Origin of the sequence: Halomonas sp. BN3-1, assembly GCF_003056325.1 — a bacterium.
In the GTDB taxonomy this organism is placed as follows: domain Bacteria; phylum Pseudomonadota; class Gammaproteobacteria; order Pseudomonadales; family Halomonadaceae; genus Halomonas; species Halomonas litopenaei.
In genome coordinates this window covers 251,517-264,470 of the sequence record NZ_PYVV01000004.1, presented here as the reverse complement: position 1 = coordinate 264,470, position 12,954 = coordinate 251,517, and the positions used below count along the sequence as shown (strand labels likewise).

Below are 12,954 nucleotides of genomic sequence, written 5' to 3'. Positions count from 1 at the left end.
CCCCGTCCTACAGGCTTTCCCGACCCACAGGCTTTCCCGAAAGGGCGAGCCTGTGTCATTCTGATTCCATCGGCAGGCGCGATGCCTGCCCACCCCATCCCGGTCGAGCCCCCTGACTCGACCTCGATCCGCTGTCGCCGCAGAGCCCTTGCGGCGCGATACGATTCTGGAGAACGACCCGTGTCCATCCAAGGCTTCTCGCTCGAGCCCAACGCCAACGCCACCGACGCGAGCATCCGCAACACCATTCTCGAGAACCCGGGCTTCGGTCGTCACTTCACCGACCACATGGCCCACATCCGCTGGACCGAGGACGCCGGCTTCCACGGCCATCAGGTACGTCCCTACGGCCCGCTGTCACTGGACCCGGCCGCCTCGGTGCTGCACTACGCCCAGGAAATCTTCGAGGGCATGAAGGCCTACCGCCACGCCGACGGCAGCGTCTGGACCTTCCGCCCGGAAAAGAACGCCGCGCGCTTTCGCGCCAGCGCCCGTCGCCTGGCCCTGCCGGAACTGTCCGACGAGGACTTCATCGGTGCGGTCAAGGCACTGGTCGCCCAGGACATCGACTGGGTGCCGACGCCGGCAAGCGCTGCCGAGGAATCCAGCCTCTACCTGCGACCCTTCATGATCGCCTCCGAGGCCTTCCTTGGCGTGCGCCCGTCCAAGGAGGTGGACTTCTACGTCATCGCCTCGCCGGTGGCGGCCTACTTCAAGGGTGGGGTCAAGCCGGTATCGATCTGGCTGTCGTCGAACTACAACCGCGCCGCTCCCGGCGGCACCGGCTACGCCAAGTGCGGCGGCAACTACGCCGCCTCGCTGCTGGCCCAGAAGGAAGCCGCCGACCACGGCTGCGACCAGGTGGCCTTCCTCGACGCCGTGGAAAACACCTGGATCGAGGAACTCGGCGGCATGAACCTGTTCTTCGTCACCCGTGACGGCCGTCTGGTCACCCCGCGCCTGACCGGCACCATCCTCGAGGGGGTGACCCGGGATTCCATGCTCGAACTAGCCAAGGATGAAGGCCTGACCCCGGAAGAGCGCCCCATCAGCATCGACGAGTGGCGCGATGGCGTGGCCTCCGGCGAAATCACCGAAGTCTTTGCCTGCGGTACCGCCGCGGTCATCACCCCCATCGGGCGACTGGTCAGCGAGGACGGCGTGATCGAGCACCCCGAGGGCAACGAGGTGGCCAGCCGACTGCGCAAGCGTCTGCTCGACATCCAGTACGGCCGTGTCGAAGACACCCATGGCTGGTTGACCCGTCTTGCCTGATCCGGCTCCTTCCCTACTAAAAGGCCGCCCCCGGGCGGCCTTCGTTCAGCCATCAAGTCAGAGCGCATGACCAAGATCGACTTCTACATCCTGCCGGACACCACCCTCGAGGCCCGCCTCGCCTTCGCCTGTCGGCTGACCGAGACCATCGCCCGCAAGGGCTACCGGCTCTACCTGTACGCCGAAGACGAAGCCATGGCCCGGGAGCTCGACCAGCGTCTGTGGGACTTTCGTCCCGACGCCTTCGTCCCCCATGCGCTCGAGGCTGGGGGCGGGGCCGATGCAAGAGAGGCCGGGGCCGGGACAACAGAGGCCGGTATCGAGAACGCAAGACAGGTACCCGTCACCATCGGCTGGCAGGGCCCGCCGCAAAGCCTCGACCCGCCGCCCCAGGCGATGCTCAATCTGTCGCCGGAAATCCCCGAGTGGTTTTCTCGCTTCGAGCGGGTGGCCGAGATCATCAACCAGCACCAGGACGTGCTGACGGTCAAGCGCGAGTGCTGGAAGACCTACAAGCAGCGCGGCTACCCGGTCACCCCGCACCACCTCAAGGGTCAGGGGTAGGCTCCTGTCACCAAATCCTCTGGACACTGCCGGTCATCCCGTCAGCCCCTGACGCCCCGCCTCGGATCAGGGTATAATCGAGCCCATTTTTCGCAGGCCTCACTCGCGCAACCGCTCTTCGGCGGGAAGCTTTCGAGCCCGAGCGCCGGCTGTCGAACTCCAAGCCCAGCGCCATGCGCGAGCCTCTGTCTCGTGCCTGGCATGCCCCGGGCTCCGCTAGCAAGAGTACCCCATGGACAAGACCTACCAACCCGAAAGCATCGAAGCCCGCTGGTACGAGCGCTGGGAAAACGACGGACGGTTCGCGCCCTCGGGCAAGGGCGACCCCTTCGCCATCATGATTCCGCCACCCAACGTCACCGGCAGCCTGCACATGGGTCACGCCTTCCAGGACACCATCATGGACACCCTGATCCGCTGGCGGCGGATGCAGGGTCGCAACACTCTGTGGCAGGTGGGCACCGACCACGCCGGCATCGCCACCCAGATGCTGGTGGAGCGCAAGGTCGCCGCCGAGGAAGGCAAGACGCGCCACGACCTGGGGCGCGAGGCCTTCATCGACAAGGTGTGGGAATGGAAGCATGAGTCCGGCGGCCATATCACCCGCCAGCTCCGTCGAATGGGCGCAAGCCTCGACTGGAGCCGCGAGCGCTTCACCATGGATGAGGGCTTCTACAAGGCGGTGCAGGAGGTCTTCGTCCGCCTGTATGAAGAGGATCTGGTGTATCGCGGCAAGCGCCTGGTCAACTGGGACCCGACGCTGAACACCGCCATCTCCGATCTCGAGGTCGAGAATCGCGACCAGCAGGGTCAGTTCTGGCACTTCCGCTATCCGCTGGCCGACGGTGTCACCACCGACGCCGGCCTCGACCATCTGGTGGTCGCCACCACCCGCCCCGAGACCCTGCTCGGCGACAGCGCCGTGGCGGTCAATCCCGACGACGAGCGCTACGCCTCGCTGGTCGGCAAGTTCGTCGAGCTGCCGCTGGTCGGCCGTCGCATCCCCATCGTCGCCGATGAGCACGCCGACATGGACAAGGGCTCGGGCTGCGTGAAGATCACCCCGGCCCACGACTTCAACGACTATGAAGTCGGCAAGCGCGCTGGTCTTCCGCTGATCAATGTCTTCTCGAAGACCGCCCATATCCTCGAAGCCGCCGAGGCCTTCGACATCCAGGGCCGTCCGCTGACCGACATCGACACTAGCCTGCCTGCGGCATACGCCGGCCTCGACCGCTTTGCCGCTCGCAAGGCCATCGTCGCCGACATGGAGGCCAAGGGCCTGCTCGAGAAGACCGAAACGGTCAACAACACCCTGCCCTACGGCGATCGTTCCGGTGACGTGATCGAGCCGCTGCTGACCGATCAATGGTTCGTGGCGGTGGAAACACTGGCCAAGCCGGCCATCGAGGCGGTGGAAAACGGCGACATCCAGTTCGTGCCCAAAAACTACGAGAACATGTACTTCTCGTGGATGCGTGATCTGCAGGACTGGTGCATCTCGCGCCAGCTGTGGTGGGGCCACCGTATCCCTGCCTGGTATGACCAGGAGGGCAACGTCTATGTGGCGCGCACCGAAGCCGAGGCCCGCGAAAAGCACGGCATCGCAGGCGACGTCGCCCTGACCCAGGACGAGGACGTACTCGACACCTGGTTCAGCTCCGGGCTGTGGACCTTCGGCACCCTCGGCTGGCCCGAGCAGACCGAAGAGCTCAAGACCTTCCATCCCAGCAGCGTGCTGGTGACCGGCTTTGACATCATCTTCTTCTGGGTCGCGCGGATGATCATGCTGACCCTCAAGTTCACCGACGAGGTGCCGTTCAAGACGGTCTACGTCCACGGCCTGGTGCGTGACGGCCAGGGCCAGAAGATGTCCAAGTCCAAGGGCAACGTACTCGACCCCATCGACCTGATCGACGGCATCGATCTGGAGGCGCTGGTCGACAAGCGCACCGGCAACATGATGCAGCCGCAGAAGGCCAAGGCCATCGCCAAGGCGACCCGTTCGGAGTTCCCCGACGGCATCGAGGCCCACGGCACCGACGCCCTGCGCTATACCTTCCTGTCCCAGGCCACCACCGGTCGCGACATCAAGTTCGACATGGGCCGGCTGGACGGCTACCGCAACTTCTGCAACAAGCTGTGGAACGCCTCTCGCTACGTCTTGATGAACGCCGAGAACGAGGACTGCGGCCGCGAAGGCGGCGAGGTCGAGCTGTCGCTGGCCGACCGCTGGATCGAGGCCCGCCTGCAGCAGACGGTGGATCAGGTCACCCGGGCGATGGAGGAGTTCCGCTTCGACCACGCCTCCCAGGCGCTTTACGACTTCGTCTGGAACGAGTACTGCGACTGGTATCTGGAGCTGTCCAAGCCGGTACTGTGGGACGAAGGCGCCAGCGAGGCCGCCAAACGCGGCACCCGGCGCACCCTGGTGCGGGTGCTGGAAGCCATCCTGCGCCTGGCCCATCCGATGATGCCGTACATCTCCGAGGAGATCTGGCAGCGCGTGGCGCCGCTCGCCGGCACCCTGGAGGGGGACAACGACTCGCTGATGGCCAAGGCCTGGCCGCTGGCGGACGAGGCGTTGATCGACCAGGACGCCATCCGTGACATCGAATGGCTCAAGGGGGTGATCGTGGCGGTGCGCAATATCCGCGCCGAGATGAACATCGCCCCGGGCAAGCCGCTCGACGCCCTGCTGACCAAGGGCAGCGAGGCCGACCAGGCGCGCCTGAGCGCCAACCGCCTGTTCCTGTCCAAGCTGGCCAAGCTGTCGTCCATCGAGTGGCTCGATGACGCCAGCACGGCGCCGCTGTCCGCCACCCAGCTGGTCGGCGACATGGAAGTGCTGGTGCCGATGGCAGACCTGATCGACAAGGACGCCGAGCTCGCCCGCCTGAGCAAGGAGATCGACAAGCAGGACAAGTTGATCGGCGGCGTCGAGAAGAAGCTCGCCAACGAAGGCTTCGTGGCCAAGGCCCCGGCCGCCGTCATCGACAAGGAGCGCGGCAAGCTCGAGGAGTACCAGGCCGCCCGCCGGGTGCTGGTCGAACAGCGCGACAAGATCGCGGCCCTATAGTCTGGGCCTAAACCGGCTCAACCGGCCTGAGCACCAGCCGAGTCGACCCCGCCACTGGCGGGGTCGACTTTATTCAGACGTGATAGCAACAGAGAATCCATCGGCTCCCAGCACGCTCGGCTAACCGAAGAAACAGGCCATCTCGTCGCGACCCACCAGTTCGAGAAAGGCTTCCACCGTCCCCACCTGGGGACAGGGCGTATAACCGTGCCACTTCAGGTCCGCTCGCTGCCAGTAGACCTTCCAGACATCCTGACTACGCACGTACTTCGCCTTGGCGACGGGTATCTCCAGTTTCTCGTCAGGTTTGTCATAGCGAGGACTGACTTCGAAGATCTCCAGGCTCTGCCCATCGATACGAAAGGCGAGATCAAGCTTTGATCTCAATTGAGGCGGTGGACGATGCTTCTCGACAAAAGCCACTGCCGCCTTCTCCACTCGCTTTCTCTCCAGATCATTGAATGCCATAAGACGGCCCCCTATTCCTGTAGACCTTGCCTGGCACGCACGATGGCCGCCTCCACCGCCGCCAGAGCGCGTGGCGAATTCTTCCAGCAGCTGGTGTTGAGCATCGATGCCACCTGCTCGGCGATCTCCCGGGCCTCGAACGTCGCCAGATGCTCGAAGGAGTCGATACCAAGCTGCTCGAAGCGACTGATGACGGTCGGCCCTACCCCGTGAAGCGCCAGCAATGCCGCTCTCTCTTCGTTGCTGAAGGCCATCCCCCCCCCCCTGGCGGAACGTCGCTATTGGTTCGTGCCTGCCCCTCGCCTCAGGCAACCGTCTGCGTCGCCTCAGCCTGATCGGGTACGACACAAAGATGACGGTATTACTACAAATTTCAGTTTCTTCTATTAAAGTATTTTGCGGCACAGTGAAGCTGTCAGCACAGCCGTTCCTTCAGGCCAATCGCCGATTCGGCCGCAGATACGACAGCAGACCGAACAACGGCCATACCAACGCGTACAACAACAATAGACATTTACAACATGACGCACTCGGGCCTTACCCCCTGGCGTTCCCTGGCACTGCCGGGCTCGCCGCCCTGCCACGCCTTCGCCGCCGAACACGGCGTGCCCTGCTGTACCTGGCCGAGCTGTGTGGCCGTGTCGACCTTCAACGTCGCTGGCTGAATGCCAACGACCTGCCGCTGGTCGACATCGACCCAAGGCGCATCGCGCGCTGCGTCACGCGCTCTGGCTTGAGCCGTGAGTTGATCAGTGAAGGCGACTGGGACATCAGCCATGTTGCACCACTTTGCCAGGCACGCCTGAACGAGACCGCTGCAGTCGAGGACATCTTCGCCCACGACAGGCACTTCCGCGAGACCGCCCAGTACGCCCAGATGCATCAAGCGGTGGCTCGCTATCGTTCCGGCGAGTGCACCGACCCGGCACAGCAAGGCGCCTACTGGTGTCGCAGCGAGGAGGATATCGCTCGCTACTTCGAGACGCTGTCTCGTGCCTACCACGGCATTCGCCGACACGGCTACAAGACCCAGCAAGAACTGGCTCGCCAACACCCCGACGACAGTCGCCACCCCGATGACGAAATGCAGGTATTGATTACCCGGGATGGCGAGGTCGTGCTCGGCTACGGCGGTTCACACCGCCTGGCCATCGTGCAATTGCTGGGACTAGCTTCCGTTCCGGTGCGCGTGGTGGCGATCCATCCCCGGTGGCTCGATCGCTTCCAACAGCGAAAGCACAGCCTGCGATCCTGCCTGCATCATGCAAGCCGCGCTGCAGCCGACATCTCGAGTACCGCGCTCAGGAGGGACAACCGGAGTCGCTGATCGCCCCGATGAACACTGGCCCGGTCAGCTAGAGTCGCGAAAACCGCCCAGCACCAGCGAGTTAGGGCCGAAGAACACCAGTCGGTCATGGTCGATCAGGTAGCGATAGGCGTTGTCGAGCATCTCGCGGACCTGCTGGGCCCCCTGGGGATTGGCACAGGCCATGCGGGTGGCGGTCAGTTCGCTGAAGTCGATACGCTGGCTGTCACCGAAGCTCACCGTGCCGGTGAAGCGATTGCAGCCGTCGCTACCGCTGACACTGCCATCGGAAGCCACCTCGAAGTACGGCTTCTGCGGCATCGACAGGCGATCGCTGGTGCCCACCAGCAACAGGTTCCAGCGCTTGCCGACCAGCGGGCTCGAGACGCTGCCCGGGGCCGCCGTGTCGCCCCCACCCACCGTGGGCCCAGGCTGGCTGGAGCAGGCACTGAGCGCCAGGGTGAAAAGAGCGAAAGCGGCGGTGCGGCGAAGTCGTGACGGAACCATGCTATCTTCCTTGCAGCTGAGTCATCTGGATAAAGCCTAATATGCCAGAATTGCCTGCGTGGTCCGACCGTTTCGGTGATTCTGGTGTTGCGACCGAAGGCACCATGCCGACGTCATCGCGATCATGCTGCGAAGCCACGGATAACTCGGCGCGACTGTTTTCTGCCCAACGCCAGAAGTGAAAGGCTCTCGAGTCAAAAAAGCCCCTAGTGAAAAGGAAGTCACCATGCTCAACGCCCTCGACAACGACGACCTGGGAAAGCTGATCCTGCGCCTGGCCCTTGGCGTGATGATCCTGCTGCACGGCGTCAGCAAGCTGATCAATCCCGGCAGCCTGTCCTGGATCGGTGAAACCCTGGCCTCCCATGGCCTGCCCACTGTGCTGGCCTATGGCGTCCTGCTGGGCGAAGTCGTCGCACCTGTCATGGCGATCCTCGGCTGGAACACTCGCATCGCCGGTCTGCTGATCGCCGGCAACATGGTGGTGGCCATCTATCTGGCGCATATGGGTGAGCTGTTCAGCCTGACCAGCAGCGGCGGCTGGGCGCTGGAGCTGCAGGGCATGTTCCTGTTCGGCGCCCTGGCGATGATGTTCCTGGGCAGCGGCCGCACCGCGATCAAGCCCGACTAGGGACCGTTCACCTCCTCTCGCGCCATGCCGGGCAGTTCCCGGCATGGCGTCGGCCGCAGCCCTCACCCAACTCCTGCACCGTTATCTCCTGCCTTGGCGCTGCGACCTCCTCAGCGCAAGTTGCACTCGACATGACCATTTCGACGAAAGTCGTACTTCTGCTTGATGTCCGTCATTCGGACGTCGCTTCGTCTATGCGTAAATGAGCACAACACCTTCGGATTCTCTCTGTGGAGAGGTGATCACTCGATCTTCCCCAAAGGAGCTCGCTTATGCTCGCATTCAAACCGCTCCCCGCCCTGGTCTCGGTGACCCTGGGGCTGGCGCTCTGGTTCGTAATCCCCGTACCTGACGGCGTCAATCCCGAGGCCTGGCACCTGCTGGCGATCTTCGTCGCCACCATCGCCGCCATCATCGGCAAGACCATGCGCATCGGCGCCCTGGCGATCATTGCCATCACCGTGGTCGCGCTGACCGGCGTCACCAACCCGGACAGTTCCAAGGGCGCGGTCTCCGACGCCCTCTCGGGCTTTTCCAACCCGCTGATCTGGCTGATCGGCCTGGCCATCATGATCTCCCGCGGGCTGTCGAAGACGGGTCTGGGCAACCGCATCGGCTACGCCTTTATCGCCGCCTTCGGCAAACGCACCCTCGGCATCGGCTACGCCCTGTCCCTGGCGGAGCTGACCATCGCCCCGATCACCCCCAGCAACACCGCCCGGGGTGGCGGCATCATGCACCCGATCATGCGCTCCATCGCCGACAGCTTCGGCTCCTCCCCCGAGTCCGGCACCAGCAAGAAGATCGGCGAGTACCTGGCGCTGGTGAACTATCACGCCAACCCCATCACCTCGGCCATGTTCATCACCGCAACGGCCCCCAACCCCCTTATCGTCGACCTGATCGCCAAGGCTACCGACTCCGCCATCTCGATCACCTGGACCCAGTGGGCGCTGGCCGCGCTATTGCCCGGCCTGGTCGCCATCGCCTTGATGCCGGCGGTGCTGTACGTGCTGTATCCGCCGGAGCTCAAGCGCACCCCGGACGCCACCTCCTTCGCCCGCGAGCAGCTCACCGCCATGGGCGCGCTCGACCGCGCCGAAAAGATCATGATCGGCGTGTTCGGCCTGCTGTTGATCCTGTGGGCCGGTATCCCGGCGATGCTGTTCGGCCCCGAGTTCAAGGTAAACTCCACCGCGGTGGCGCTGCTGGGACTGTCCATCCTGCTGGTCACCAATGTGCTGACCTGGGATGACATCCTCGGCGAGAAGTCCGCCTGGGACACCATCGTGTGGTTCGCCGCTCTGGTAATGATGGCAAGCTTCCTGGGCAAGCTCGGACTGATCGGCTGGTTCTCCGGGGTCATCGAGGAGGGCATCAGCAGCTTCAACATGGGCTGGTTCGGCATGGCCCTGGCGCTGACCGGCGTCTACTTCTACGCGCACTACTTCTTCGCCAGCACCACCGCCCATATCACCGCCATGTACGCCGCCTTCCTGGCCGCCGGTATCGCCCTCGGCATCCCCACCCTGTACATCGCCCTGCTGCTGGCCGGCGCCTCCTCGCTGATGATGTCGCTGACCCACTACGCCACCGGCACCGCCCCGATCATCTTCGGCTCCGGCTATGTGGAACTCGGCACCTGGTGGAAGGCCGGACTGGTGATGAGCCTGGTCAACCTGACAGTGTGGGTCGGTGTTGGCAGCCTGTGGTGGAAGGTGCTGGGGTACTGGTAAGACGCCCGGAAGGCGGGTCCGCTCTTGATCAGGGCAGGAGCCTGGTCAACCTGACCGTCTGGGTCGGTGTCGCAGACTCTCTACGGTGGAAGGTGCTGGGGTACTGGCAAGACGCCCGGAAGGCGAGTCCGCTCTTGATCAGGGCAGGAGCCTGGTCAACCTGACCGTCTGGGTCGGTGTCGCAGACTCTCTACGGTGGAAGGTGCTGGGGTACTGGCAAGACGCCCGGAAGGCGGGTCCGCTCTTGATCAGAGCAGGAGCCTGGTCAACCTGACCGTCTGGGTCGGTGTCGGTAGCCTATGGTGGAAGGTGCTGGGGTACTGGTAAGACGCCCGGAAGGCGGGTCCGCTCTTGATCAGGGCAGGAGCCTGGTCAACCTGACCGTCTGGGTCGGTGTCGCAGACTCTCTACGGTGGAAGGTGCTGGGGTACTGGTAAGCCCCGTAACACGACAGACTTCCAGGCCTCGTGATATTGGACCACGCGCCACCGCAATCGCGGTGGCGCTGTCGTCTGCGGGTCTCGCCGGCTTGCCGGGTCACGGCCGGCGGCGCAGAATCGGACAGGACAGGACGTCATTTCGCTGCTTCCAAGAGGCCCCTCATGGATTTTCTATCTCCCGCGCTGTGGTGGCTGCTGGCCGGACTCGCGGCTCTGCTGGTCGAGCTGCTGACCGGTTCCTACGTGCTGCTGGCCCTGGCGGCGGCACTCGCCCTCACCGCCCTGGCCGCCTGGCTGGGCGCCACTTTCACCCTGCAACTGATCGTCCTGGCGCTCGCCTGTGCCGTGCTGGTGCCGCTGGCGATTCGACAGCTCAGACGACGCGGCCGAGGCGCGAAAAAAGGCTTCGGCGTGGCTGGCAGCGGTGGAGGCCGCGGTCAACGCTTCGTGCTGGTCAGCCGCGACTTCGATGACGCACCCTGCATCAAGCTCGACGGTGATCTCTACCGTGCCAGCCTGGCGGACGAAGCAGGGAGTGGTCCTGCCCTTCGTCCGGGTGACGAGGTAACGCTGGTCCGCTTCGAGGGCACCCAGGCGGTGGTCCGTCCCGCCGGCGAAGGTTCTTGATCCCGGTCATGCGCTCGTTCGGGCAGCGGCCGCCAGACGCTATCGCCACTCGCCCGCCCATTGCCTAAGCTGGCTTTCGGCGGCGGGATGCCGTCGGTCGCCCTGGGCGACACTCTCGATACCAAGGAGGTACCTGCATGTTGCCGTATGCCATAAACCCGGGGCTATTGATTGCCCTGGTGGTGGTCGTCATCGCCGTAATCATGGTGATCAAGGGACTGGTGATCGTTCAGGAGTCCGAGGTGATGGTGATCGAGCGCCTCGGCGCCTACCACCGCACGCTGCAGAAGGGCATCAACTTCATCGTTCCGTTCTTCGACAAGCCAAGACCAATCAAGATGGTGCGCTACCTGCGCAAGGGCCAGGAGTTCACCCCGGTGCTGAGTCAGGAGACCCGCATCGACCTGCGCGAGTCGGTCATGGACTTCCCGTCCCAGCCGGTGGTCACCACCGACAACGTGACGGTGCGCATCGACGGCGCCATCTACTTTCAGATCATCGATCCGGCCAACGCCGTCTACAAGATCGAGAACATGAGTCAGGCGGTGGAGGTACTGGCCAAGACGACGCTGCGCTCGGTGGTCGGCCAGATGGAGCTGGACAAGATCTTCGAGTCCCGCGCCGAGGTCAACGCCAAGATCAAGGAACAGATGGAGGAACCTGCCTCCAAGTGGGGGGTGGCGATCAATCGCATCGAGGTGCAGGACATCGAGATGCCGACGGAGGTCAAGGAGGCCATGCACCTGCAGATGTCCGCCGAACGTCGCCGTCGAGCCACCGTCACCGAGGCCGAGGGCGAAAAGGCCGCGGCCATCGCCAAGGCCCAGGGCCAGAAGGAGTCAGCGATCCTCAACGCCCAGGGCGACAAGGAATCCGCCATTCTGCGTGCCCAGGGCGAAAGTCGCTCCATCGAGCTGGTACTGGGTGCCATGGGCGAAGGCGAGAAGAGCACCAGGGCGGTCATCGGCTATCTGCTCGGCCAGTCCTATATCTCGATGCTGCCGGAGATGGCCAAGCAGGGAGAGCGTGTGTTCGTGCCCTACGAGAGCTCGGCCCTGCTCGGCGCCATGGGCGCCTTTCGCGATCTCAGCGCCGGTGACGAGGCGCTGGGCGACATTGCCCGCCGCGCAGCCGCCGCTGGCGGCCTGACGGGTGCTGCCAGCGCCCAGGGCTAGGCGCTGGTACCAGGGCGTGTAGCGACTGGTATAGCGGCTGGTATAGCGGCTCAGGCAACCACCCTACAGCCCTTGTGGCAGTCGCCCTGGTACAAGCTCAGCCACAACTGAAAACGCCCGAACCGTGAGGTTCGGGCGTTTTCGTCCTGCCAGCGGCTGGCGCAATCGATGGCGGTCAGGCCGCCATGCTATCACCCAGACGTTCGCGGATCTTCTTCATGGCGTTCTTCTCGAGCTGACGAATGCGCTCGGCGGACACACCATAGACATCGGCCAGTTCATGCAGGGTCGCCTTGTTTTCGGCGAGCCAGCGCTGGCTCAGGATATCCCGCGAGCGCTCGTCGAGCTCGGCCAGCGCGCCCTGGAGGCGGCGGGTGGCGTCCTGCTCCCAGTCGCTGTCCTCGAGCTGGGTCGCCGGGTCCTGGCTGGCGTCGTCCAGATAGTGAACCGGTGCCTGATAGGCCGAATCCTCGTCCTCGGACGGTGAAGCATCGAAGCCGGCATCATGGGAGGCCAGACGACCTTCCATCTCGCGCACCACCTCGGGCTTGACGTCCAGGTCCTTGGCGATGGCGTCGACCTCGTCGCTGTTCAACCAGGCCAGGCGCTTCTTGGCGCCCCGCAGGTTGAAGAACAGCTTGCGCTGGGCCTTGGTGGTGGCGATCTTAACGATGCGCCAGTTGCGCAGCACGAACTCGTGGATCTCGGCCTTGATCCAGTGCACCGCGAAAGACACCAGGCGTACGCCCTGGGTCGGGTCGAAACGCTTGACGGCCTTCATCAGGCCGACGTTGCCTTCCTGAATCAGGTCAGCCTGGGGAAGTCCATAGCCGGAATAGCTGCGTGCGATGTGCACGACAAAACGCAGATGGGACATGACCAGACGGCGGGCGGCTTCCAGATCGCCTTCCTGCTGAAGGCGATGGGCCAGGTCCTGCTCTTCATCCACCGTCAGCAGCGGAATGCGATTGACGGCCTGAATATAGCCGTTGAGGTCGTGCCCCGGTGAAAGATGACCCACCGGCAGAAGACTGTTGCTCATGTGCAGGTTGTCTCCTCGAAGACCAACAAGATTTCGGATGCACCTTGGAGGATAAAAATAGGAAGAAGTTCCCCTTTGGTCGTAGACATCCGACGAAACCGTAC

Annotated in this window: 13 protein-coding genes; 9 read left to right on the top strand and 4 right to left on the bottom strand. The window is 64.0% G+C overall.

Annotated features, from left to right (window positions below; translation table 11 throughout):
- Positions 1–180 precede the first annotated feature (180 nt).
- The 3 genes from C9F12_RS07855 (at position 181) to C9F12_RS07845 (ending at position 4,918) form a co-directional block, all read left to right on the top strand.
- Entirely contained in the window at positions 181–1,275 is a 1,095-nt protein-coding gene (locus tag C9F12_RS07855) for a branched-chain amino acid aminotransferase (protein ID WP_045994721.1), read from the top strand.
- 66 nt (positions 1,276–1,341) lie between these two features.
- Positions 1,342–1,839, top strand: coding sequence for a DNA polymerase III subunit chi (locus C9F12_RS07850; RefSeq protein ID WP_045994722.1), 498 nt, complete (start codon positions 1,342–1,344; stop codon positions 1,837–1,839).
- A 232-nt stretch (positions 1,840–2,071) separates the two neighbouring features.
- Positions 2,072–4,918: a valine--tRNA ligase gene (locus C9F12_RS07845; RefSeq protein ID WP_108131221.1), complete on the top strand. Its 2,847-nt coding sequence runs from the start codon at positions 2,072–2,074 to the stop codon at positions 4,916–4,918.
- Positions 4,919–5,038: 120 nt separating this feature from the next.
- On the opposite strand, the gene C9F12_RS07840 is transcribed toward C9F12_RS07845, so the two are convergent.
- Positions 5,039–5,386, bottom strand: a complete 348-nt coding sequence (locus tag C9F12_RS07840) for a DUF3024 domain-containing protein (protein ID WP_108448503.1) — start codon at positions 5,384–5,386, stop codon at positions 5,039–5,041.
- 11 nt (positions 5,387–5,397) lie between these two features.
- Positions 5,398–5,640 (bottom strand): hypothetical protein, encoded by a 243-nt coding sequence (locus C9F12_RS07835; protein ID WP_108448502.1) that lies wholly within the window; start codon positions 5,638–5,640, stop codon positions 5,398–5,400.
- Positions 5,641–5,907: 267 nt separating this feature from the next.
- On the opposite strand from C9F12_RS07835, the gene C9F12_RS22495 reads away from it, so the two are divergent.
- Both C9F12_RS22495 and C9F12_RS22490 read left to right on the top strand, forming a co-directional pair.
- The gene (locus C9F12_RS22495; protein ID WP_162816412.1) at positions 5,908–6,051 is read left to right on the top strand and encodes a hypothetical protein; all 144 of its coding nucleotides are present in this window, start codon (positions 5,908–5,910) and stop codon (positions 6,049–6,051) included.
- A 68-nt stretch (positions 6,052–6,119) separates the two neighbouring features.
- Positions 6,120–6,713, top strand: a complete 594-nt coding sequence (locus C9F12_RS22490) for a hypothetical protein (RefSeq protein WP_124804937.1) — start codon at positions 6,120–6,122, stop codon at positions 6,711–6,713.
- Between the two features lie 24 nt (positions 6,714–6,737).
- On the opposite strand, the gene C9F12_RS07825 is transcribed toward C9F12_RS22490, so the two are convergent.
- Positions 6,738–7,199, bottom strand: a complete 462-nt coding sequence (locus C9F12_RS07825; RefSeq protein ID WP_108448500.1) for an META domain-containing protein — start codon at positions 7,197–7,199, stop codon at positions 6,738–6,740.
- A 226-nt stretch (positions 7,200–7,425) separates the two neighbouring features.
- On the opposite strand from C9F12_RS07825, the gene C9F12_RS07820 reads away from it, so the two are divergent.
- The 4 genes from C9F12_RS07820 (at position 7,426) to C9F12_RS07805 (ending at position 11,808) form a co-directional block, all read left to right on the top strand.
- Complete coding sequence (locus C9F12_RS07820; protein WP_045991298.1) at positions 7,426–7,830, top strand: DoxX family protein; 405 nt, start codon at positions 7,426–7,428, stop codon at positions 7,828–7,830.
- A 272-nt stretch (positions 7,831–8,102) separates the two neighbouring features.
- The gene (locus C9F12_RS07815; RefSeq protein WP_108448499.1) at positions 8,103–9,566 is read left to right on the top strand and encodes a DASS family sodium-coupled anion symporter; all 1,464 of its coding nucleotides are present in this window, start codon (positions 8,103–8,105) and stop codon (positions 9,564–9,566) included.
- 602 nt (positions 9,567–10,168) lie between these two features.
- Positions 10,169–10,633: an NfeD family protein gene (locus C9F12_RS07810; protein ID WP_108131216.1), complete on the top strand. Its 465-nt coding sequence runs from the start codon at positions 10,169–10,171 to the stop codon at positions 10,631–10,633.
- A 140-nt stretch (positions 10,634–10,773) separates the two neighbouring features.
- A complete protein-coding gene (locus C9F12_RS07805) occupies positions 10,774–11,808 on the top strand; it encodes an SPFH domain-containing protein (protein ID WP_108131605.1) in 1,035 nt (344 codons plus the stop codon).
- A 175-nt stretch (positions 11,809–11,983) separates the two neighbouring features.
- Here C9F12_RS07805 and rpoH read toward each other — a convergent pair whose 3' ends face one another.
- Entirely contained in the window at positions 11,984–12,850 is an 867-nt protein-coding gene (gene rpoH / locus C9F12_RS07800) for an RNA polymerase sigma factor RpoH (protein ID WP_045991302.1), read from the bottom strand.
- Between the last annotated feature and the right edge of the window lie 104 nt (positions 12,851–12,954).

Bases quoted from the DNA above. Each gene is read 5' to 3' on its own strand.
- C9F12_RS07850 (WP_045994722.1), top strand. From the start codon at position 1,342: ATGACCAAGATCGACTTCTACATCCTGCCGGACACCACCCTCGAGGCC.
- C9F12_RS07845 (WP_108131221.1), top strand. From the start codon at position 2,072: ATGGACAAGACCTACCAACCCGAAAGCATCGAAGCCCGCTGGTACGAG.
- C9F12_RS07840 (WP_108448503.1), bottom strand. From the start codon at position 5,386: ATGGCATTCAATGATCTGGAGAGAAAGCGAGTGGAGAAGGCGGCAGTG.
- C9F12_RS07835 (WP_108448502.1), bottom strand. From the start codon at position 5,640: ATGGCCTTCAGCAACGAAGAGAGAGCGGCATTGCTGGCGCTTCACGGG.
- C9F12_RS22495 (WP_162816412.1), top strand. From the start codon at position 5,908: ATGACGCACTCGGGCCTTACCCCCTGGCGTTCCCTGGCACTGCCGGGC.
- C9F12_RS07825 (WP_108448500.1), bottom strand. From the start codon at position 7,199: ATGGTTCCGTCACGACTTCGCCGCACCGCCGCTTTCGCTCTTTTCACC.
- C9F12_RS07820 (WP_045991298.1), top strand. From the start codon at position 7,426: ATGCTCAACGCCCTCGACAACGACGACCTGGGAAAGCTGATCCTGCGC.
- C9F12_RS07815 (WP_108448499.1), top strand. From the start codon at position 8,103: ATGCTCGCATTCAAACCGCTCCCCGCCCTGGTCTCGGTGACCCTGGGG.
- C9F12_RS07810 (WP_108131216.1), top strand. From the start codon at position 10,169: ATGGATTTTCTATCTCCCGCGCTGTGGTGGCTGCTGGCCGGACTCGCG.
- rpoH (WP_045991302.1), bottom strand. From the start codon at position 12,850: ATGAGCAACAGTCTTCTGCCGGTGGGTCATCTTTCACCGGGGCACGAC.